Origin of the sequence: Lichenicoccus roseus (genome assembly GCF_005844085.1) — a bacterium.
GTDB classification, from domain to species: Bacteria; Pseudomonadota; Alphaproteobacteria; order Acetobacterales; family Acetobacteraceae; genus Lichenicoccus; species Lichenicoccus roseus.
Genome location: NZ_VCDI01000001.1, coordinates 980170 through 1002350, shown reverse-complemented (window position 1 = coordinate 1002350; position 22181 = coordinate 980170). Strand labels below are relative to the sequence as shown.

Below are 22181 nucleotides of genomic sequence, written 5' to 3'. Positions count from 1 at the left end.
TCGATCTCCATCCTGGTCCTGCTCGGTCGCATCTTCCGGAGGTGTCGGCAGTGCCCGCCGCCCGTCTCCGGGGGGCTGGCGCCGAAGCTGATCCACTCTCCCGGCTCGATGAACTCACCGTGAACTCATGGTAAGATCAAGCAGAAAATTGCCTAAAAATCGGCGCTTCGACAGGAAAGCTACACAGAAGACTAAAAAACCGGCAGATTACGCAGGCAGATAGCCTATGTTTACAGCATATGCTTAGAGCTGCTGCCTATTTACAGATCAGCCGCGTGCAAGGGCACGCACGGCCGTCCCGATCCGGGCCTGCAACGATTGAGGTGGCGATACCGGATCCCGAGCACGCGCTGGCAAGTTGTTGCGTGAAAGCCGCGGTGAGTGGCGGGCATGACTTCCGGTCCCCGCGTTGCTTTGCAACCGAACCTAAATTTGTTACCTCACACGTGTTGGGGTGGGGACGGCGAGATAATGGCAAAGTACGTTGACGGGCCCTGGCTGGGCAGCATCCGGCCGTGCTCGGCGGGAGAGCACCCTGCTTTCGGAATGCGACGTGCTGTCGGAATGAGACGAGCGCTCGTGTGCCGCGTGAGCCTGCTGGCGCTGTCCGGACTGTGGATCGCGAACGGTCCGGCGCATGCGGTGACGCCGCTCAATACCTATCTCGGTCCGGGCCTGCCGCTGAACGACTACTTTCCGGACGGCATCCCCGGCCAGGCGGACGAGCCCGGCGTGACCGTGCTGACCCGCTCGCGTCCGGAATACGATCCGTTGGGCATACGCGTGGGGTCCTTCATGATCCGGCCGACCGAGGACGAGGAGATCGGCTACAACAGCAACGTCGTCGGCGGCCTGGTCAATCCGAAGGCCAGCAGCGAGTTGACCAGCTCGGCCGGCGTCACGGTGAATTCCGACTGGAGCCGTAACAACATCGGCCTGAGCGCGGGCGTCACCAACGACACCTATTTCGATCTGCCGCGCTTCAACCAGACCGGCTACAATGCCTCGATCGGCGGTGGCCTCAATCTCGGCCGCGACACGCTGAACGGCTCGATCAGCTACCTCAATGCCTATGAGAACCCGTACGACATCGGCGCCTTCGGGCAAGGCACGCAGACGCAGCTTTCCGCGCCGTTGAACTTCACCGATACCGACTTCCGGGTCTCGTACGACACCAGCTTCGGGCGCATCACCATCACCCCGAATGTCGACTACCAGTTGTTCCGCTTCGCCAGCGGCGATTTCCTTACCTACAACGACGGAATCATCACCAACAACAACATCAGCGGTGGTGGACTGAACCAGCGACTGCGCGACCGCAACGTGCTGCAGGGTGGCTTCATCGCGCGCTACGAGTTCTCGCACGGTCGCGACATCCTGGTGGTGATCAACGGCAACTACGACCACTACAGCAACAATCCGCCGGCCAATATCGGCGCCGTCGACAATACCGGCGCCACCGCGCTGGCCGGCATCGACTACGAGGTGAACGGCGTCATCACCGTGCGGGCGCTGGTCGGCTATCAGCAGCGCTTCTTCAACGGCAACCAGTACGGTAACCAGGGCGCACCAATCGGCGAGGCCAACGTCACCTGGAACCCGACCGGGTTGACCACGCTGCGGTTGGCCTACTCGCGCACCATCGAGGATGCCACTACAGATTCCGTGACCGGGTATACCTACGACCGCTTCAGCGGCATCGTCGATCACGAGCTCTACCGGAACATCCTGCTGCAGGGCAACGTGCACGTCGAGAAGGCGAACTATCAGGGTTCGAATGCCTCGCAGACCAACTATGGCGGCGGCGGCGGCGTGACCTACCTGATGAACCGCAACGTCCAGCTGTCGCTCAGCTACGACTTCACCGAGCAGGACAGCACCGGCCTGGGCGGCGGCTCGTTCGGCCGGCACGAGGTCTTCCTGCACGCCAAGTTCGGGATCTGAGCGCGCGGCCGGTTACGGTCGGCCTGAAATAGGGGGGCGTGGCATCGTGCCACGCCCCCTCGTCTTGTGATCGCAGGCCCTGGTCGGGTCAGGCGACCCGCGACGGCTGCGCCTGCGGAAGCAGCGAGACCTGACTGGGAATGGCGCGCTCCACCAAGTAGAGCGGGCGCTTCTTGGTCTCGTTGAACACGCGACCGAGATATTCGCCGATCACGCCAAGCGTCATCAGCTGGACGCCGCCAAGAAACAGCACGACGGCCATGAGGCTGGGATAGCCTGGAACCCGGTTGCCGAACAGCAGCGTGCGCAATACCAGCTGGCCACCGAAGAACAGCGAGAACAGCGCGACCCCCAGCCCAAGGTAGGTCGCGATCTTGAGCGGCATCAGGGTGAAGCCTGTAATGCCTTCCACCGCGAGGTTCCACAGCCGCCAGTAGTTCCAGCTGCTGCTTCCGGCGTGACGCGGCGCCCGATCGTAGAGCACGGCCTGGCTTGGAAAGCCGACCCAGGCAAACAGGCCCTTCATGAAGCGGTGATGCTCGCGCAGCAGCAGCAGCGCATCCAGTGCGCGCCGGCTCAGCAACCTGAAGTCGCCGGTATTCTGAGGCAACCGCACGCCGCCAACTCGTTGCATGGTGCGGTAGAACTGGTTGGCGGTGAATTTCTTGAGCCAGGTTTCGCCCTCGCGCGCACGGCGCTGGGCATAGACCATGTCGTAGCCGCTCTCCCACACCGTCACCAGCTCGGGGATCACCTCGGGTGGGTCTTGCAGATCCGCATCGATGACAATGATCGCCTCGCCGCGGGCGTGGTCGAGGCCGGCGGTGAGGGCGATCTCCTTGCCGAAGTTACGCGACAGGTTGACCAGGCCGACCGCCGGGTCAGCCGAGCGCAGCGCCTCGAGCCGGATCAGGGTGCCGTCGGCGCTGCCGTCGTTGACGTAGACGACCTCCCAGCTGCGGCCGAGCCCGTCCATCACCAGGCTGATGCGGCGATGGAACTCGTCGATGCCGAGCTCCTCGTTGTAGCAGGGAACGACGACGGAAAAGACCGGGGGACCGGCAGCCTGCGTCTCGTGGAACATCTCGGTCGGAAGTCCTTCGCGATCACCGTCTGCAGCATGATCCCGATTGATCATGCCCTTGTTCCCGGCCAAGGCAGCCATCGCGGGAAGCGGGCCGGGCACCGCCGTACGCTTTAGCACGACGGCGCGCGATCGAACGCAATCGTATCGAAACCGGTCGGACCCTGTGTCCAGCAGGACACGCCCTCGAAGGCATGCTCCATCTGCGGGAGGGTCGCCTTGCTGTCGCCGTCCAGGCCGAGCATGACCAGGATCACGCGCGAGGCATTGCCGACCCGGTGGCGCAGCACGGCGGGATCGGCGCCGGGACCGACCACCAGCATGTGCATGGAGGGCGGCGCCTCGCGCACGAAGGCCGCCAGCACGCCGACGCCGTCATTGCCGTATGGCACCAGCACCAGCGCTCCCGCACGTTCCAGCCGGGCGGCGCTGCGGGCAGTCTGCGCCTGCGGCTGCATGGTCTCCGGTCGGGTCATCATGCCGAGCAGCGCCGCCGCCTGGATGCATAGCACGGCGGCCAGCACCGCGTATCCGGCACGACCGGGCAGCGACGCCAGGCTGCCGGCCAGCAGCAACGCCAGGAAGGGGGTCGCGAAGGCCACGTAGCGCAGTTCGATCGGCGTGTTGTTGAACACGAAGCCGAGCAGCAGCAGGCCGACCGGCGTCGCCACCGCCGTCATCGCCAGCAGCAGCCTTGCCCGTCCCGTGCCGATCCGGCTCCAGCGCAGCGCGATCAGCAGCAGCAGGGCAAACATCGCCAGCACCAGGATGCCGCCGAGCAGGATCCCACCGAGATGACCGGCATAGAGCGGCAGGCCACCGAATATGTTGGCCGCGGAATATTTCCCCAGCCGAACGAGACTTGGCACCAGGTGGAAGGGCGGGAACTGCCCGGTCCGGCTGCTGCGCTGGGCGATGAAGAAGTACAGGTCCAGGGGCAGCACCGCGCAGAAACCGATCCCGGCGGCCAGCCAGACCGCGACGCGGCGCCACTGTGTCAGCAGCAGCCAGCACAGCGCGCCAGCACCGCCGAAGGCCGCGAGATAGTTGGTGAAGCTGGCAAGCCCGAGCACCAGTCCGGCCGCGAGGGCAAGGCCGATCATGGCCGGTGCGGAGGAGGATCTTCGGGGCAGTGCCGATACAACAAGAGATGCCCGGAGGACCATCACCGCCCCCCATATGACGCAGAGCTGCGCCAGGGCGAAGCCGCGTGCGATCGAGCCGGTGTAGGCGAAACCGTAGCAGCCGACGGTAAGCAGGACGGCGGCAACCGGCGGGACGCCGGACAGACGCGCCAGAACTGCGACACCGACGAGCGCGCCGAGGCTGCACAATACGGAGAACAGCCTGGTCTCGAACAGGCTGGTGCCGAAAACGCCTCGCCAGGCTGCGACCGTCCAGAAATAGAGTGGCGGATGCACGTCGGTCCGGCGAAGATCCTCGGCGATGCTTTGCATCGTGCTGTGCCCGGAAAACACGTGTTGCACTTCGACCGGCGTAAACACCGTCGCGGGCCAGGCCGGCCGCGGACCTCCGGCGGCGATAAAGACGCTGTAGTCTTCATCATACTCGGTGCCGCGCGACCATGCCGACGCGACCAGGATTATGAGGGCAACCAACATGGCGAGCACGATGCCGCCGTTACGCCGATCGTGCGACGACAGCATTCCGGTGAAGACCCTCTGCAACTCTTCTTCAGTGTAGCATGCTGTGAAGACGTGTTAAACGCCGGTCTTGTCGGATGCGCGAGCAAGCCTGACCATCGTGGGTGTTGTCGCGGGGTTGACCTTCCACGGCCTTGCAGGCGTGCCCGATGTGGCCAGACGTAACGGAGTTGAAACGGTGACTAGCGTCTCCATCCTTCAGGACATGCCGGCTGCGATCCCGATCCGGCCCGTGATGACCGTGGTTCCGCAAAGCCGGAAGCTGCGACTTCTCGATCTCGACTTCGCAGACTTCGACGTGCGGCAGGCAGCGGAATGCATCGCCAATCGTCCCGCCCGGGCGCCGTTCACCTACGTGGTGACGCCGAACGCGGATCACCTCGTCAGGCTGGCGCGTTTTCCGGCGCTGTCGCCGCTCTACCGCGCCGCCGGTCTGTGTCTGCTGGACAGCCGTGTGGTGGCGCGTGTCTGCCGCATGTTCGGCCTGCCGGCGCCGACCGTCACCACCGGCAGCGATCTCACCGCGGAACTGCTGCAGCGGCATCTCGAGCCCGGTGAGCGGGTCACCATCATCGGATTGCGGCAGCAGCATCTTGCCGCCCTGGTGGCGCGCACCGGGATTGCGCAGCCGGCGCATTTCGATCCGCCGATGGGGTTCGATCGTGATCCGGTCGAGCTTCAGCGCGCCGTACGGTTCGTGCTCGACAATCCCGCCCGGCTCATCTTTCTGGCTGTGGGATCGCCACGCCAGGAAATCCTCGCGGCGGCGATCGCCGAGAGCGGCGAGGCTACCGGCACGGCGCTGTGCATCGGCGCCAGCCTCGAGTTCGTTGCCGGCGTGCTGCCACGTGCCCCCGAATTCATGCAGCGCATGGGCATCGAGTGGCTGCACCGGATGATGTCCGACCCGCGACGCCTCGTAAGGCGATACCTCCTGGAAAATCCGCCGATCTTCTGGGTGCTGTGGCGCGAGCGCCAGCGCCAGAGGCGGGCCCGCCGGATGCCGCCGCGCCTCTAGGGCCTCGCCCTGGGCGGCCGTACGGAGGCATCCCGCGTGGCCATCTTCCGATCGACCCTGCTTCAGGAGCGCATGAAGACGCTCGTCAGTGCTAGTCGGTCATGCGGTCAAGGACCGGGATCCGGCGCAGCAGCAGGACCTTGATCAGGATCGGGCCCAGGATGCCGCTCGCCATCATCGCGACGGCAATGATGGGGAAATCGGCCGCGTTCCAGTGCAGGAACTTCAGCAGCACGCCCTTCGACAGGCCCAGGCAGATGGTGTTGAGCAGATAGATCGCAAAACACATGTTTCCGAGCCACACCAGCCAATTCCAGCCGGCGACGATCCGGGCACGCACCAGCCCATGCAGGGCGATCATCGACAGCACGCCGGCAGCGAGCATGTAGGCCTTGTACGGGAAGTGGTTGGCGACATCCGTGCGCCAGTCGAACGGCACCCAGCCGGCGCCGACGATGCCGATTACGGCCAGAAGCAGAACCATCGCGACGCCCCAGTAGCGGTCAAGGATTGCCCACCAGCGCCTGCCCGCTGTCGCCGCAAGGCCACCCAGGACGAAGAAGATATAGAAGCGGCAGATACGGTCCAGATAGACGACCGGCGGTGCGTCGAGGACATACAGCAGCGCCGCCACTGGCAGCAGCCAGGCGATGCTGGGGATCGGGTCCAGGCCCGGCCGGGCCAGCCATGCGCGCAGGCTGGCTGGTACCGGGATCGGCGGCAGTCGCAGCAGCAGCGGCGTCACGCTCGCATAGACGAACAGCACGCCGATGTACCATACCGAGAGCGCCGGACTGGATTGGGTATGGATAAGCAGGCTGTCGAGTGCCGCCCAACCCCCCGCAGGCAGGTTGTCGACGTGCATGAGATGGGACGCTGCGAGCTTGCCGGCGATGGTCAACAGGCCGAACCCGAAGAACGGGATCAACAGGCGACGCGCCCGTTTTGCGACCCCGGAGAGCCAGGACGGCCGGCGGCCTGACCCGGATTTTGCGCCGGATTGCGACCAGAACAGCACATAGCCGCTGAGGTACATGAAGAACGGCATGTGGAAGAGGTAGATCGCGATGCGCAGCGGCTCGTACCAGGTCACCCCGGCCGGATCCTGCCGGGACACCAGGTGTCCGAACACGACCAGGACGATGGCGAGCCCCTTGGCCCGGTCGAGGTCGACCAGGCGGCTCCTGATAACAGAATGCGATGACCCGCGCTCAGCTACCGTCGCTGAGGCCGAAACCGTGGAAGCCTGGCTCATTGACCTTATCCGGAAGCTGGAAAGTGGCGATCACGGCGTGCCGTTACCGTGCGGCTGAGCCGCCACAGTCGGTTGCCTTCGCAACGATGTCCGCCTTGGTCAAACATAAAGACAGTGCACATCGCAAAGCAATGTATTATCGTCCGCCTGATTGCGAGCTAGGTCCCCCTGGGAGCAGCTCTGATCGGAGAAGTGCTTCTCCAGCGTCTATGAGTGAACTAACGTTATGTCAATCGCTCCGGGGTCCCGCTCCGGAACGCTTGATGTCGTAAGCGCGCGTCCGAAAGGGGCCGACATATGCTGAACGTGGCGCCGGGCTCTCAGTCCGGATCGGGTGCCGAACGATTTTACCGGGGGGCGCAGGTCGGAACCAACCCGAGAGACGCGACCGGTGTGATGCTGTCGAACGCGGCCTGGAGCCTCTGGCGCCACCGCTGGGTGATGCTGCTTTGCGTCCTGCTGGTACCGGCGATCGCATGGGCGGGGCTGAAGCAGCTCACGCCGCTGTACACCGCGACCGCCTCGGTGATATACGAGCCGGCGTCCTACCAGCAGCAGGAGCTGCAGAGCATCCTGCGACCGGATGCCACCAGCGACGAGGTCATCTCCAGTCAGGTCGAGGTGATCCAGGGTCTGCACTCGGCGCAGCGCGTCGCCGAGAAGTTCGACCTCATGGAGAACCCCGAGTTCAACCCGACGCTACGGCCGAAATCGACCACCTCGGCGATCATCGAGGGCGTGACCGGCGGCGTGAAGGGCGGCATCGCCTTCCTGATCCGGCCGGTCTTCCCGGCCGCCGCCGAAAGCCTGGTGGCAGACTCCCGCCCGCCGGCGACCGAGGACGATATCCGTCGCCTCGTCGTAACCCTGACACAGCAGGCCATCACCGCCGAAGCGGTCCGCCAGTCGCACGTGATCGACGTATCGTTCACCTCGCGCAGCCGCACCCTTTCTGCGCAGATCGCGAACGATCTCGCCAGCATGTATATCTCCGACCAGCTGCAGATGAAGTTCGACGCCGTCCGCAACGCCAACAAGTGGCTCGAGGGACAGGCACACGAGCTGCAGCAGCAGGTGCAGTCGAACGAGAACAAGATTGCCAACTATCGTAGCAGCCAGGGGCTTACCCAGGGCGTGCAGGCCGGCCTCGCCACCGAGGAGGTCAGCCGCCTCAGCGACAGCCTCGTGTCGGCGCGCAACGAGCTTGCGCAGGCCGAGGGCAATGTAAGCGCGGCGCACGGCCGCCTCGGCACATCGGCGCAGGCGGCGGTGTCGCCCAGCGTGATCGCACTGCGGGCGCAGCGCGACGCCGTCAGCGCCCAGCTGCAGTCGCTGCTCGCCCATCTCGGCCCGAACCACCCGACGGTGCTGGCGATGCGCCAGCAGCTCGGCGTTCTGTCCAGCGAGGTTAATGCCGAGACCGGGCAGGTAATGGCCGCCTCGGACGCTGCGGTGCGGTCGTCCCGTGCCAAGGTCGCCGGTCTCGAGCAGGAGCTGCGCGACGCCCGCGAGCGGGTTGCCACCGCCGGCCAGGCGGAGATCCCGCTCGAGGCGATGCAGCGTGAGTCTGATGCGTCACGCAACCTGCTCTCGACCGTGCTCGGCTCGATGCAGCGCCTGGCGCAGCAGGCCGCCATCGAGCAGCCTGATGCGCGTATCGTCTCGATGGCGCTGCCGCCCGGTGAGCCGTCCTATCCGAAGACCAAGGTGCTGCTGCCGGCCGCCGTGCTGCTGGGCTTCTGCATCGGCTTCCTGCTCGTCTATCTGCTTGAGCTGACGCAGAGCAAGTTCCGCAGCGGGCACGACATCCGCAGCGTGCTCGGCCTCAACTGCCTCGCGCAGATCCCCCAGATCGACCGCGACAAGGAGGGCGTGGCCGGGATGGAGGAATATCTCGTCCAGAAGCCGTTCTCTCTTGGCGCCGAGCAGGTTCGCTCGCTGCGTGCGGCCCTCTGGCTTGGCACCAGCCGGCCCAAGGTGGTGGCGATCGCCGCCGCGCGTCCCGGCGAAGGCAAGACCACGACCTCTATCTGCCTGGCGCGCTCCGCGAGCCTGGCCGGTGAGCGTATCGTGGTGGTCGAGTGCGACACCCGCAAGCCGAGCTTCGCGAAGCTGATGGGCGTCAAGGAGAAGACCGGGCTGCTCGAGTTCCTGAGCGGCACCGCGACGCTCGAGGACGTCATCCACACCGACAAGCTCACCAACTTCGACTACATCCCGGCCGGCGTCGCCGGACGCAGCAACTCGCACTCGCTGTTCATGTCGGAGAACATGGTGATGCTGCTCGAAAGGCTGCGACGCGACTACGATCTGGTGGTGCTGGATCTGCCGCCGGTCATCGCCATGACCGACGCGCGCATCGTGGCCAGCCTGGCGGAGTCCACGCTGCTCTGCGTACGCTGGCAGACCACGCCGCGTGCAGTGGCCAAGCATTGCTACGAGATGCTGCAGGATGCCGGCGCCAACGTGGTCGGTGCCGCGCTGACGCGGGTGAACATGCGTGCACATGCGCGGTCAGGCCACACCGATGCAGAGGCCTATCACTCCCGCTACGCGCCGTACTACCAGCATTGACCAACAGGGCGTCCTGCCAAGGCAGGACGTTTTCCCGATAGACCACATCAGGGCGGAGGCCGGGGTGACCCGGCCTCCGCTTTTACTATTCCGGACGGGTGAGAGGGGCGCGGGTGGCTAGCGCTGCCCGGGTTGGTCGGCGTCGTCCTGGTCGGTCTTCGGCTTCACCGGCTTCGGCGCGTCGAAATAGCCGTGCTTGACCGTGGTCTTGTTGTGGTCGAAGTAGCCGTGGAAGACCGGCTTCGCTTTCGGCTCGTAGTGTGGCGGCACGAATATGCCGTCCTTGTTGTATCTTCCCTGGACGTAGTGGTCGCTCATCGCGCTCGGCGTCGTCGAATAGACCTGCGGCAGCCCGTTATCGGCGCCGCCCGGCGCAGCGGCACGCGCGTCCGGTGCCGCGAGCAAGCCGGCAGTGGCCAGGATCAACAGGGTTTTGCGAAGCATCTGGGTCAGTCCTCGTTTCAGTCGTATCGGCGACTTAGCCGTGCGCCAGCGTGTCGTCACGCGAAGTGTCGGACTCAATTCCGACGATTTCATGGACGCGACAGTCTGCGGAGCCGGGCCGGCGCGGGTGTCGACCGGTGCGCCAGCAACGCCTCGATTGCCGTCGCGTCGAGTGTGGCGTCCTTGTCCGCGGCCGGCAGGGCGATCGCAAGGCAAGCCGTTGTGCCAGGACAGGTCAGCCGGTTGAACTCCTCGCGGCCGCGGGCGACCGGTAGCCGTGGCACGACGCCGGTCCGGAGATAATCCAGCACCACCGGCACACGCGCCGAAACGCCGCCAACCCACAGCACCAGGCCGATGCAGAAGAAGAAGGCGAGCGGCTGCTCCTCTGTCACCAGGATAATGATCGTCCGCAGGATGCGGGTCCCATCCCGGCAGGTGTTCAGCTTCGACACCGAGCCGGCCGGGCGGTCCCTGTATGCCGTCACGATGTCGCCGGACGGCCATGCGCAGGTCGCGGGTGTAAACGATCAGTTCCGTTCCGGTATCGAAACCGGACGACAGCGCCGGAGAGGATTTCACGACAAGCCGGGAGAACACCCGGTAGCCCGACAGCATGTCGATCACGCCCTCGCCGAACATGAAGCCGGAGCGATGGCCTGGCCGGTGGGCGGCCTTGATCTCGGTTTCGCGATTGCCTGTCACCATGTCGAGCATCGCGGCGACCAGCATGCGCACCATCTTCGCTGCGTCGGGGGCGTCATATATATCGTCGCCATCGACCAGAACATACGCACCGGCTTCGATGTCGGCGAACATGCGGCGCACGACGCGACCGTTGCCCTGCACCATCTCGTGCCGGGTCGTCGCTCCGGCGGATGCCGCCAATGCCAGGGTGTCGTCGGTGGAGTTGTCGTCGTAGACGTAGACCGTCGCGTGGGGCAGTTGCGTTCTAAGATCGGTCACGACCTTCCGATTGGTGACCGCCTCGTTGTCGCAGGGGATCAGCACGGCAGCCCGCAGCACGTCGATCAGCCTCCGTTCAGCGGTGTGTGAGCACCCTGGTATGAAGCGCAACGCAACGCTCGGGATCAGGAAGCTGGGCGCGTCTCGATTTGCGAGACGCTGCGGCGTCACTTCGCGTCACGGCTGATGCAGCACCGCAACGCCGGCGGGGGGGAGAGCTGCAAACATCACCGGCTCGTCGTCAAGGATGCAAAAGCACGGGGATCATCGTATAGCTCGGTAAACCTTGCGGTTCGACAATACGGAGTGCCTGCTTGATCCCGATGCATGATCCCGGCCTCCTGGCGCACAACCTCCGGACGGTGGTTCTGCCGACGTGAAGTGGCCCATCCCGTCCGCGCGTTCCCCGTCCTGGGTGCTGGCGGAGACCGGCGTCGCGTCGGTCTTCTCGTTGCTGTCGATGCTTGTGGTCAGCCGCACCATCGGGCCGGCGGCGGCCGGCGTCGGCGCCGTCGCGATCGCCACCTTCCTGCTGCTCGACCTGTTCGGCAGCTCCATGATGACCGATGCGGTAATCCAGCGGCCCGATCTCGAGCCGCGCCATGCTCACAGTGCCACCACGCTCACGGTCCTGGTCGGCATGGTCGCGGCGGTCGTGCTGGTCGCGTCGGGCTTCGTCATCGCATCGACCACCGGCCATCCACAGATCCCGATCCTTACGCTGGCCCTGGCGCCGCTGCTGCCGCTGTCCGCCTTCTCCGGCGTCGGCTCCGGCCTTGTGCTGCGCGACCAGCGCTACCGCCTGCTGGCGCTGCGCGTGTTCATTGGCCAACCGGTCGGGCTGGCCTTCGGTTTGCTGGTTGCCTGGAGCGGCGGCGGCGCCTGGGCGATGATCGCGCTGCAGGTCGGCAACACCGTGTCGGTCTGCCTGCTGCTGCTGCTGTCCCGCTCGACTCCTACCCGGGTCAGCCTGGACCGCGAGGCGCTGCGCGACCTGTGGTCGGTGGCGGGACCGCAGCTTGTCGCGGTGGTCATGCTGGCCGGCCGCTACCGGGTCTTCATCATAGCACTCGGCATGATCGCCAGCGGCAGCGTGGTGGCGATCTGCAATGTCGGGTTCCGGCTGCTCGACGCCGTGCTGAGCGTGGTAACCGGCTCAACGATGCGCATCACCTTGCCACGGCTGTCGGCGCTGCAGGACGAACCCGCCGCCTTCGCCACGGCCTATGGCGAGACCGCGCAGTTGCAGGCGCTGCTCGGCTGGCCGATCGCCGCCGGCGTGGCGTTGACCGCCGGCCACCTGATCGCCGGCCTGATGGGTCCGCAATGGGCCGGCGCCGCGTCCGGCACGGAGATCACCGCCTGTGCGTCGATGATCGGCTACACCTATGGTGACGCCGGCAGCATGTGGGTCGCCATCAACAAGACCCGTATCAACCTGATCACGTCGATCCTGGCCTTCGTGACACCGATCATCGGTCTGCTGATCCTGCATCCGCAGAGCCCCTCAAGCGCCGCCCTGTGCTGGGGCGCCACCGCCCTGGTGCTGGCGCCGATCAACATGGCGCTGGTCACCCGCCGCCTGCACCGTTCGCCGTTCTGGTTGCTGTCGCGGCTCTGGCCAGCCGCCATCGCCACCGCGGCGATGGCGCTGGCGGTGGTCGCGGAAGAGCCGCTGCTGCCGGCGTCGCCTCTGCTGGCGCTGCTCTGCCAGGCGGCGCTCGGCGCCACGGTTTTCGTCATGACGGCCTGGCTTGCGCTGGGCCGCACCCTGCCGCGAGCCTTGCGGATCCATGGCAACGACGCGGTCGCACACCAGGCCACCCCGGCCGGCAGACCGAAAGCCGCATGAAGCAAGACGCGGCGTAATCCGTGGCCGTCGTGAAGTTCATCACCGATTTCGGCGACCAGGCCGTCGTGCTGCCGATGGCCGCCGCGATCGCCGTGGCACTGCTGCTGCTGGGCTGGTGGCGGGGCGCGATCGGCTGGACGGTGGCGGTGACCGGAACCCTGGCGGTCGTGCTGTCGCTCAAGATCATCTTCTATGCCTGCGGCTCCGACATGCCGGATTTCGGGATACGCAGCCCGAGTGGCCATACCGCGAGCGCCACCGTCGTCTACGCTGCCCTGCTCGCCCTGCTCGGCCAGAACGGGATACCGGGCGCCACCAGGCACCTGCTGGTTATCGCTGGAGCCGCCATCCTGCTGGCGCTGGTGTTCGGCTTCTCGCGCGTCGATCTTGGCGTTCACACGATCCCCGACGTGCTGATGGGCGGGGCGGTCGGTATCCTTGGCGCGCTGGTGTTCACCCTGCTGGCCGGGCGGCGTCCGGACGGTTTCCGCCGCGGGGTGCTCGCCCTCGTCGTGGTGGTGGTGGCACTGCTGTTCCACGGTCGCGAGCTGAATGCCGAGGAAGCCATCCAGCACATGGCGATCGTCTATTGGTGGCCATTCATCTCCTCCTGCCACCACCCTTGAAGGTGCTCCGGCACTCAGGCGGCGAAGAAGGCTATTTTTCCTGCCTCGAGGACGGCGCAGGTGAGGCGGCCGCCCCGGCCCGCGCCGGTGTCCAGGCCGATCCGGTTTGATCTCAGGACCGGGTCGGAGGTGGGGGTGTGGCCATGGACGATCACGGCGCCGAACTCCATCCTCGACGACAGGAAGGGCTCGCGGATCCAGAGCAGGTCGCGGCGGCTGAGCTGATCGAGCGCGACGCCGGGACGTACTCCGGCATGGGCGAACAGGTAGCCGTCGATCCGGTACTGCAGGGACAGGCGGCTCATGAAGCGCAGATGCGAGCGCGGCAGCATCGCGGGCCACTCGGCCAGCGGCGCCTCGCGCGGGATGCCCCAGCTTGCCAACGCCGCCGCACCGCCACTGGCAATCCAGTCCTCAGCCTGGCGCGGATTGCCGAAGGCCAGGGCCTGCAGCGCCATTTCCTCATGGTTGCCCATGAGGTTGACCACGCGGGTGACAGGGAAATCGGGTTCCGCCGCCAGCATGGTGAGCACGCCGGCACTGTCCGGTCCGCGATCGATATAGTCGCCGAGATGGATGAGGGTCACGTCCTCGGCGGGGCGGTCGCGAAGGTCGAGCTTGATCTGGCGATACAGCAGGCCGAGGCGCTCGGAGCAGCCATGGATATCGCCGATCACGTAGGCGCGTCGTCCCGGCGAGAGCATGCCTGGGGCAGGCAGGAAGGTCAGCGGCCAGGACATGACGCGTGACCTGCCAATCCCGGAAGATACGCTGCGCTCAGAGGGTCGGGTCTCCAGGCTGACACGCCGCGTCGTGGCGTTTGACCTGGTCCCCTGCTCGCGACCTCGCACAGTATAAGTCCAGCCCCCAGGTTGCGCCGGAGCATGAAGGGTGCTGCCGGCTTCGACCTGGAATAGAGCAGGTTTGCGATCGATTTGGCATTGCTAAGCGTGGCCCGGGGCTGAGCGGAGCCGGGAAGACCGCAACCCGGGGCAAGGGGGCAGGACCCCTTGCCTTGTCCGGGCAGGTTCAGGAGTGCGACGCCACCGCGATCAGGCTCGAGGCGCTCGTGCTGGCCGGCACGATATGCTGGATGGTGCCGCTGGCGAGCTTGGTGAAGTCGTAGGTCGCCGTCGTCGAGGAGCCATCCAGGGTCAGGTAGAGCACGTGCGCTCCGACCGCGACGTCGGCGATGTGCATGTTGAAGGCGCCATCCGCCATGCCGTCCCGCAGGGTGCCGAGGTAGTGGCCGTCCATTGTCTCACGCAGCGTCGCCGCCTTGCCGATCTCCTTGTCGCCGGTCATCTCGAGGCGTCCGGCATCCTCGGTCAGGGCGCTGATCACGAGACCTTTCACCGGTGCCGGCGGCACCACGGGCGGCGGGGTCACGACCGCCGGGGCGATGACGAAGCTCATCTTGGCACTCAGGGCGGAGCCGTCCAGGCTGAGCAGCATGGTGTGGCTGCCCTTGGTCGTGTCTGCCAGGGTGAAGTTGAACTTCCCATCCGGGGCATGATCCTCGATGACGCCGAGATAGTTGCCGTCGATGGTCTCGCGGATGGTGGCCGCAGAGCCGCTCTCCTTGTCGCCGATGACGACCAGATGGCCGGCGACTTCGGTGATCGAAGCGATGGTGAAACTAGGCGTAGCGGCCGGTGGTGTCACGGGCGGGGTGACGGGCGGCGGCGTCACCACCGGATCGGTGATGGTGATGGCCGAGGAGCTGCCCTTCACGGTGGCGTTCGTCGTGCTGTTGACGACGACCACATAGTCGCCGGTATGGGCGAAGGCGGCCTGGAAGCTGCCGGTGCCGGCGGCGTTGACGGCGACGGCCTGCCAGTTCCCTTCAGCGACATTGGCTGCGGTGAAGGTGGCCTCGTAGAGCGTGGTGGCGTTCGGGGCGGTGACGGTCTCGGTGACCGTGACGCCAGCGCCGGCCGCGGTCTCCTTGACGGTGCCTGGCGCGGACACCGCGATCGAGGTCAGCACGGGCGCGGGCGGCGCGACCGGTGCGTCGGTGATGGTGACGGCGGAGGAGTAGCCCTGCACGGTGGCGTTCGAGGTGCTGTTGACGACGACCAGATAGTCGCCGCTGTGCTCGAAGCCGGCCTTGAAGCTGCCGGTGCCGGCTGCATTGATGGCGACGGCCTGCCAGTTGCCCTCGGCGGCATTGGACGAGGTGAAGGTCGCTTCGTAGAGCGTGGTGGCGCCCGGGGCGGTGATGGTCTCGGCGACCGATACGCCGGCACCCGGGGAGGCTTCCATCACGGTGCCCGGAGCGGAGACGGCGATCGAGGTCAGGACCGGTGCGGCCGCCGTGTCGGTGATGGTGATGGCGGAGGAGTAGCCCTGCACGGTGGCATTCGAGGTGCTGTTGACGACGACCAGATAGTCGCCGGTGTGGGCAAAGGCGGCCTCGAAGCTGCCGGTGCCGGCGGCGTTGACGGCGACGGCCTGCCAGTTGCCTTCGGCGACGTTCGACGAGGTGAAGGTCGCTTCGTAGAGCGTGGTGGCGCCCGGGGCGGTGATGGTCTCGGCGACCGACACGCCGGCTCCCGGGGAGGTCTCCACGACCGTGCCCGGTGCGGAAACGGCGATCGAGGTCAGCGGGCCGATCACTGGCGGAACCACGACCGGTGGTGCGGCGCCGGTGCCCGAACCGCTTTCGCGCGCCATCTGCGCCGCCATTACCGAGGTGACGCCGCCCTGGGCTGCGATGTCCGGGGTGGAGGTGTACTGCGCCTCGGTGACGTACATACCGACCGGACTGGTCTCCGTCTCGGCGCCCATGCCCATCACCTGGTTGTTGCCGCCGTGCGCGGTGTCCGCCGGGACCGAGGAGCCGGTGACCTGGTAGATCTTGACGCCATCGATGTAGAAGGTGAGCGAGCCGCTCTCCCAGTCCATCGAGTAGACGTGCAGCTTGGTCAGGTCGAGGCCGCTGGTGCTGTGGAAGATCTGGCCGTTCACGTCGTTGGCGGTGTTGTAGTAGTGCAGGGTGCTCTGCTCGGTGGCGCTGTTGTCCCAGGTCTCCAGCATGTCCATTTCGGTGAGGACACCGGGCTTGGCGCTGTCGAGCCAGGTATCGTCGGCGCGCCAAAGCAGCAGGTAGTCGCCGCCCGGCTGGTTGGCGTATTCGTAGCGGGCCGTATAGCTGTAGGCGCCGTAGCCCTCGCCGGCGCTGTTGCCCGACGGCGTCTGCATGATGCCCATCGGGGTGTAATCGGTGCCGGACGAGCCGAGCCAGAGGCCGTTGGCGGCCGACAGCGACCACTGCTTGCTGTCACCCCAGATATTGGTGAAGGGCGTGCTGTAGATGTTCGAGGTCGTCTGGAAGTCGACGTCAAAGGAACCGTTCGACATGATCATGATCCTTGAGTGGGCGCGCGCCGCGCGCAGTTCGGGTGTCTTCGGGGATGTCCCGAAGAAAAATTCTGCTGTCTGGAGAAGGCCGGCCTGACCGAAGTAGAGATGTCGGCTGCCAGAATTCGATCTATGCTTCGACGCTACCTGTCAGGAGACAGCGATCGTCGAAGTCTATCGAAGGCTATTTAGACAGTTCCGCAATCTCGGGAACTGTATTGAGCGGGATCGTTCCGATCCGGGTCGCAGCCATTGCTGCTCCGTCTGACCGCAGGTTTATTCCGATCACGTAATCGTGATCAACCATTTTCTTTTGGTGTTCGGACAGGCAGTTGCTGATCGATAACTTCGATATCGTCTCAGCGATCGGGCTACATCGTCGGTGCCGGCGCAGCACTCACCGGGCGGTGGCAATGGTCTGCCGACCCGGGCGGAAAAACGCATCGATGCGATGCGGCCCGCAACCGGCGCCCGGGAACGGCATGGCGTCCCGCATGGCGTCACGGGGCATTGTTTATGATGCCAGCAAAGAATTATCCGCCAAGCCGGTCATATCGTTACAACTACGCTCTACTCCCGCCACAACAAAAAACACCCCGGCGGAACCGGGGTGTTCGTTGCAGGCTCAACCAGTCCGTGAAGCGGGGACCGTCAGAAATGGCGCTCGTAGATGGTGACGACGTCGCCCGGCTTGACGAAGCTCTGGCGCTGCACCTTGCCTTCGACCGACGTCTTGCCGTTGCTGCGCACGATCGAGGCGTAGTCCTCGACGGCGCGGTAGGTGAAGCCGCCGGCGACGGTCACCGCGGTCAGTACGGTCATGCCGGGCTGGTACGGATACTGGCCGGGCTTGGCGACCTCGCCGAGCACGAAGATCGGCCGGTAGTTGGTGACCTCGACCGACACCTGCGGGTCGCGCAGGATGCTGCGGTTTTTCGCCTCCGCCTCGATCTCGTCGCCAAGCTGCGTCGTGGTCATGCCGGCGGCCTTGATCGCGCCGAGCATCGGCATCGCCACGTTGCCGGCGTCGCTCACGTGGAAGTCGCCGCTGAGCGAGTCTTCGCCCACGGTGATCACGCGCACCTCGTCGCCCGGTCCCAGGCTGTAGGCCGAGGATGCCTGGTCGGGCAGCGGCGGAAGGTCGGCGCCACCGGAGCAGCCGGAAAGTGCAAGCGTGCCAGCCAGCGCAATGGTCGCGGGTCCAGCGAAGAAGATGTTGCGGCGCACGGAATGTCCTCTTGATTATAGCGATTATGGACCGTGGGAAGGGTGGCGGTTGCGGTTGGACCCGTCAACAAGTCGCCACCCCGGGTGACTGCCCGGCGCCGTCAGGATACCGAGGAGCCGGCATTCTTCATGCCATGGCCGGGCAGGGCGGACAGGAGCTCCTTCCTGATGCGCTGCCGAAGCGAGCCGCGATGGGCGGCATCGTTCCGGGCGATGTATTGGCGTCCAGCCTCCGGCATCGGAGTCGGCGTGACGCCTTGCGCCAGTCGCCACGCTGCCGGTAGCGCTCGCGCGGTCTGCAGCCACAGGCCGTTGCGAAGACCCTTCACGACGTAGCCTGCCGCGCGCGGCGCCACCGGAAGCCAGCTGCTGCGCCATTTGCGCTCGATATAGAGCCGGTTGCGCATGTAGTAGAACCAGCGCGTTCCGGTCCAGTTGAAGCGACGGTCCGGGCTCACCTTGTGCCGCACCACCAGGTCGCCGGCATATTCGATCCGCCAGCCGCGCGCGATCGCGGAAAGGCAGAAATCGAATTCCTCCCAGCAGAAGAACAGCCCGTCATCGTAGCCACCGGTCTCGTTCCAGGCCCGCCGGCTGATAGCGTGGCCGGCGCCCACGAAGGTGATGGTCTCGAAGCTGGCACCGGCTCGCGGCAGCAGGGCGTTCGGATAGCCCCACGAGGACAGGTCTTCCTGGCCGGTGGAGTGCACGACGATTCGGAAGCCAACGGCGGCGAGGTCCTGATGCTGATCCAGATGCGCCACCGCGTCGGCCACGGTATGGCTGTCGGCGAACTCCGCATCGTTGTCGAGCGCGATGATCACCCTGCCGTGCCCGAGCGCGGTCGCGCGGTTGCGGCCGCCGGCCACGCCGAAATTGCGCTCGGCCCGCAGCACCGCGATATCGGTCCGGCCGCGAGCCGCCTCGCACAGCCGCTCGAGGTTTTCCGGCATCGAACCCTGATCGAACACGAAGACGTGCCGACGCACGCTGTCCTGTGCCAGGGCGGAGGCGATCGCCTCCAGCGTCTCCTCGACGCGGTCCATGGCGAGAATGATGATGTCGGCGTCGTACGACGGCGCGTCAGTTGGGGGCGAAGAGCTGGCGGATGAAACGGATGGTTTCGAAGCGGTCGGCAAGGCGCCGGCTATCAGCACGCTAGTCATCTCGGCTCGCTTCCTGTGGCCTTGCGGTCGATGAACACGATATACCCGGTCCGGTTGTAAGGGAACTGTTCAGGATGGAAACGATCTCGTCATGAGGCTTACAGGTGACATGTCCGTCTCCGTCATCATCCCCTGCTACAATGTCCGCGATTACGTCGCCGATACGCTCAACTCGCTGCTGCGGCAGACCCACCCGGACTGGAACGCGATCGTCATAGACGACGGATCCACCGATGGCACCGCCGAACTGGTGCGCGACTTCACCGACCCGAGGATCCGGCTGGTGCGGCAAGCCAACCAGGGAGTGTCGGCGGCACGCAACCACGGGGTGGATCTCGCAGATGGCGGGTCGATCCTGTTCCTGGATGCCGATGACTGGCTGGCGCCCGAGGCTCTCGCTCGAATGACCGCGACCCTGGCCTCGAGTCGGGCGCAGGCGGTGTACGGGGCGTTCTGCTTCGTCACCGAGGACGGCAGCCGGGTGGTCTCTCGCAAGCCCGGCCCGTTCCCCGAGGGGGACATCATCGAGCGCCTGCTGGTCGAGAACCTGTTCGCCAATGGCGGACACCTGCTTATCAGCGCTTCGGCCATCCGCCAGATCGGGTTGTTCCGCGCCGACCTGCGCTTCGGCGAGGACTGGGAATACTGGTGCCGGCTGGCCGCGTCCGGCACGATCGCGACAGTTGCCGGCCCGGAACCGCTGCTCTTTGTCCGCCAGCGCGGCAGCGGCGCCTACCTGCGGATGGCGACCGATCCGGAGGCCTTCACACCCTGCACGCAGGCGATCTTCGACAACCCGGCCTTGCGCGTCCGCTTCGGGGTCGAACGGCTGCCGGCCCTGCGGCGTCGCACAGATGCGGAGAATGGCTGGATCGTCGGGCGGGAACTGGTACGCCACGGGCGGCGGGAAGCAGGGCTGCGCGCTCTGCGCCGATCATTTACCCGCCGGCCACTGCCAAAGCGCGCGATACTGCTGCTGATCGCGCACATCCTGCCGATCCTGCCCGAATCCGCGGCCCGGCGCATTGCCGGGCCATTCAGGCGCTACGCCGCCTGACCCTCCACAGCTACCGCCTGCCCGTCAGTAGGCGGTCTTGCTCTTCAGCTCACGCGCCACGGTCAGGAACAGGATCTTGAGGTCGAGGAACATCGACCAGTTCTCGATGTAGTGGAAATCGTGGTCGATGCGCGACTGCAGCTGTTCCACGGTCCGTGTCTCGCCACGCCAACCGTTCACCTGAGCCCAGCCGGTGATCCCCGGCTTGACCCGGTGGCGTACGGCGTAGTCGGCCACCACATCCTGGAAGTACCGGTCGCCGGCCTTGGTCGCGGGGGCATGAGGTCGCGGGCCGACCAGGGACATGTCTCCGCGCAGCACGTTGAACAACTGCGGCAGCTCGTCGAGGCTGAGCTTGCGCAGCCAGGCGCCAATCCAGGTCACGCGCGGATCGCCCCGCGTCGCCTGCGCAATCTCTCCGGTTTCGCACCGGTTATGGTGCATGGTCCGGAACTTGAAGCAAATGAACGTCCTGTTGTTGAAGCCGACGCGCGGCTGGCGGAAGACGACCGGACCGGGGCCGCTCATCCGTACCAGCAGCGCGATGCCGAGCAGCACCGGCGACAGCAGCACGATCGCCGCCAGGCTGCCGAGCCGGTCGAACAGCATCTTCTGCACGATCTGCCAGTCATCGAGCGGGCGGCGCCGGATCAGCACGACCACGCGGTCGCAGACCGCGCCGAAGATCGGCGAGCCGAGATTGTGCCCCGCCACGTCGGTCATCAGGTAGACATCGGCGATCGCGCTGCTGAGCTGAGCGCACACGTTCTGGACGTGGTTGGATTCCTGCACCGATCCCGCGACGACGATGGTGTCGAAGGAATTCTCGCGGCCATGCTCCAGCAGGTCCGAGACCCGGCCTAGCACCGGTACGCCGGCATGCACGCTGTTGGCTGGAACCTGGTCGTCGTAGATGCCGACCAGGTGCATGTCGGTATTCGGCGCCCGTCGCACCCCTTCGATGAGCCGCCGGCTGAGGTCGGAGACGCCGATGATGGCGACGTTGCGGCGCAGACGGCCGCTGGCGGACCAGCGTACCACCAGCCAGCCGCCGATGCCGTGCGACAGCAGCAGCAAAGCCGCCGTGCAGGCTGCCCAGATCTCCGGGAACGGCTCAAGCGGCAGCATCATGTTGTTCTCGAGGAACAGGCAGAGGTCCACCGCCGCCATGCCGAGCATCACCGCCAGCATGATACAGAATAGTTGCGGGACCGGCTGGCGCAGGCGCGTGATCTTGTATGCGCCGGAGTAGGTGAGGGCGGTGATCGTCATCCAGTCGCCGACAAACACCGCAAGCAGGTGCGCGCCGTAGTGCAGCCGCACGAGGCCGATCACCGCACAGGCGGCGAACCCCGACAGCAGCAGCACCAGCAGATCCACCAGGCGCCCGGCGCCGCTGAACACCGTCAGCGGCACTCGTGAGGCACGCTTGGAAGCTCGCACCTCCCGGTTTGGGCGCTCCTGGGCCTCGGCCGAGACCCCGACCGCCTGAGCGACACCCGCCTCTGCAGTGATCATTTCAACCTTCTCCAGATCAAAGCAGCGGGACCGTCGGACAGGAAGCTAGCACCTTGCAATACCTCCCTCGGGAGCGAGACCATCGCGGCGGGCGCAATACCAGGATTTGCATCCGGAATCGCACCAATTGCCGTCACGCGGTCGCGATCGACAAACAATCTGTTGGTTCCAGGTTGGTAAATCCATACACGAACGCGTGCTAACGTCCCTTTATCGCGTCAGCAACTGCCACATTCCGGCAATCTTTGGACTTTGCGGCTGGATTGGCGAACGGGGATGCTTGTCTATACCAGCTTCGATCAGGAACTTACCATCATCAGGCCTGAAGAAGGTGGGTGTGGCTGTGGGATCCGGCCCGACAGGCTTTTGAAGTCGTTCGTGACACTTTGTTTATCTGTGTGAAATCAGGCGCGCTGTGTTGTT

General features: G+C 65.8%; 15 protein-coding genes. 6 read left to right on the top strand and 9 right to left on the bottom strand.

Annotated features, from left to right (window positions below; genetic code table 11):
* Nucleotides 1-564: 564 nt before the first annotated feature.
* Complete coding sequence (locus FE263_RS04485) at nucleotides 565-1944, top strand: outer membrane beta-barrel protein (protein WP_171033931.1); 1380 nt, start codon at nucleotides 565-567, stop codon at nucleotides 1942-1944.
* An 88-nt stretch (nucleotides 1945-2032) separates the two neighbouring features.
* Here the strand turns inward: FE263_RS04485 and FE263_RS04480 are convergent, their stop codons facing one another.
* A complete protein-coding gene (locus FE263_RS04480; RefSeq protein WP_138324945.1) occupies nucleotides 2033-3028 on the bottom strand; it encodes a glycosyltransferase family 2 protein in 996 nt (331 codons plus the stop codon).
* Between the two features lie 113 nt (nucleotides 3029-3141).
* Nucleotides 3142-4716, bottom strand: a complete 1575-nt coding sequence (locus tag FE263_RS04475; RefSeq protein ID WP_138324694.1) for a glycosyltransferase family 39 protein — start codon at nucleotides 4714-4716, stop codon at nucleotides 3142-3144.
* Nucleotides 4717-4870: 154 nt separating this feature from the next.
* Between FE263_RS04475 and FE263_RS04470 the strand changes: the two genes are divergently transcribed.
* On the top strand, nucleotides 4871-5710 hold the full coding sequence (locus tag FE263_RS04470; protein ID WP_138324693.1) for a WecB/TagA/CpsF family glycosyltransferase: 840 nt from the start codon (nucleotides 4871-4873) through the stop codon (nucleotides 5708-5710).
* Between the two features lie 91 nt (nucleotides 5711-5801).
* Here FE263_RS04470 and FE263_RS04465 read toward each other — a convergent pair whose 3' ends face one another.
* Nucleotides 5802-6965 (bottom strand): acyltransferase family protein, encoded by a 1164-nt coding sequence (locus FE263_RS04465; protein ID WP_138324692.1) that lies wholly within the window; start codon nucleotides 6963-6965, stop codon nucleotides 5802-5804.
* A gap of 396 nt (nucleotides 6966-7361) precedes the next feature.
* On the opposite strand from FE263_RS04465, the gene FE263_RS04460 reads away from it, so the two are divergent.
* Complete coding sequence (locus FE263_RS04460) at nucleotides 7362-9539, top strand: GumC family protein (protein ID WP_171033930.1); 2178 nt, start codon at nucleotides 7362-7364, stop codon at nucleotides 9537-9539.
* 117 nt (nucleotides 9540-9656) lie between these two features.
* On the opposite strand, the gene FE263_RS22350 is transcribed toward FE263_RS04460, so the two are convergent.
* Nucleotides 9657-11009, bottom strand: coding sequence for a glycosyltransferase (locus FE263_RS22350; protein ID WP_205880251.1), 1353 nt, complete (start codon nucleotides 11007-11009; stop codon nucleotides 9657-9659).
* Between the two features lie 316 nt (nucleotides 11010-11325).
* Here FE263_RS22350 and FE263_RS04445 point away from each other — a divergent pair, with 316 nt between their 5' ends.
* Together FE263_RS04445 and FE263_RS04440 are read left to right on the top strand one after the other, a co-directional pair.
* Nucleotides 11326-12801, top strand: a complete 1476-nt coding sequence (locus tag FE263_RS04445; RefSeq protein WP_138324689.1) for an oligosaccharide flippase family protein — start codon at nucleotides 11326-11328, stop codon at nucleotides 12799-12801.
* A 20-nt stretch (nucleotides 12802-12821) separates the two neighbouring features.
* Nucleotides 12822-13427 (top strand): phosphatase PAP2 family protein, encoded by a 606-nt coding sequence (locus FE263_RS04440; protein WP_138324688.1) that lies wholly within the window; start codon nucleotides 12822-12824, stop codon nucleotides 13425-13427.
* A gap of 14 nt (nucleotides 13428-13441) precedes the next feature.
* Here FE263_RS04440 and FE263_RS04435 read toward each other — a convergent pair whose 3' ends face one another.
* The 4 genes from FE263_RS04435 to FE263_RS04420 form a co-directional block, all read right to left on the bottom strand.
* A complete protein-coding gene (locus tag FE263_RS04435) occupies nucleotides 13442-14167 on the bottom strand; it encodes a metallophosphoesterase family protein (protein WP_138324687.1) in 726 nt (241 codons plus the stop codon).
* 289 nt (nucleotides 14168-14456) lie between these two features.
* Nucleotides 14457-16790 carry a family 16 glycosylhydrolase gene (locus FE263_RS04430; RefSeq protein ID WP_171033929.1) on the bottom strand — a complete coding sequence of 778 codons (2334 nt, stop codon included), beginning with the start codon at nucleotides 16788-16790 and terminating at the stop codon, nucleotides 14457-14459.
* Nucleotides 16791-17441: 651 nt separating this feature from the next.
* Entirely contained in the window at nucleotides 17442-18017 is a 576-nt protein-coding gene (locus FE263_RS04425) for a polysaccharide biosynthesis/export family protein (RefSeq protein WP_240758977.1), read from the bottom strand.
* 101 nt (nucleotides 18018-18118) lie between these two features.
* On the bottom strand, nucleotides 18119-19183 hold the full coding sequence (locus tag FE263_RS04420) for a glycosyltransferase family 2 protein (protein ID WP_138324685.1): 1065 nt from the start codon (nucleotides 19181-19183) through the stop codon (nucleotides 18119-18121).
* Between the two features lie 109 nt (nucleotides 19184-19292).
* Between FE263_RS04420 and FE263_RS04415 the strand changes: the two genes are divergently transcribed.
* Entirely contained in the window at nucleotides 19293-20240 is a 948-nt protein-coding gene (locus FE263_RS04415; RefSeq protein ID WP_171033928.1) for a glycosyltransferase family 2 protein, read from the top strand.
* Nucleotides 20241-20264: 24 nt separating this feature from the next.
* On the opposite strand, the gene FE263_RS04410 is transcribed toward FE263_RS04415, so the two are convergent.
* Entirely contained in the window at nucleotides 20265-21758 is a 1494-nt protein-coding gene (locus tag FE263_RS04410) for an undecaprenyl-phosphate glucose phosphotransferase (RefSeq protein ID WP_138324683.1), read from the bottom strand.
* Between the last annotated feature and the right edge of the window lie 423 nt (nucleotides 21759-22181).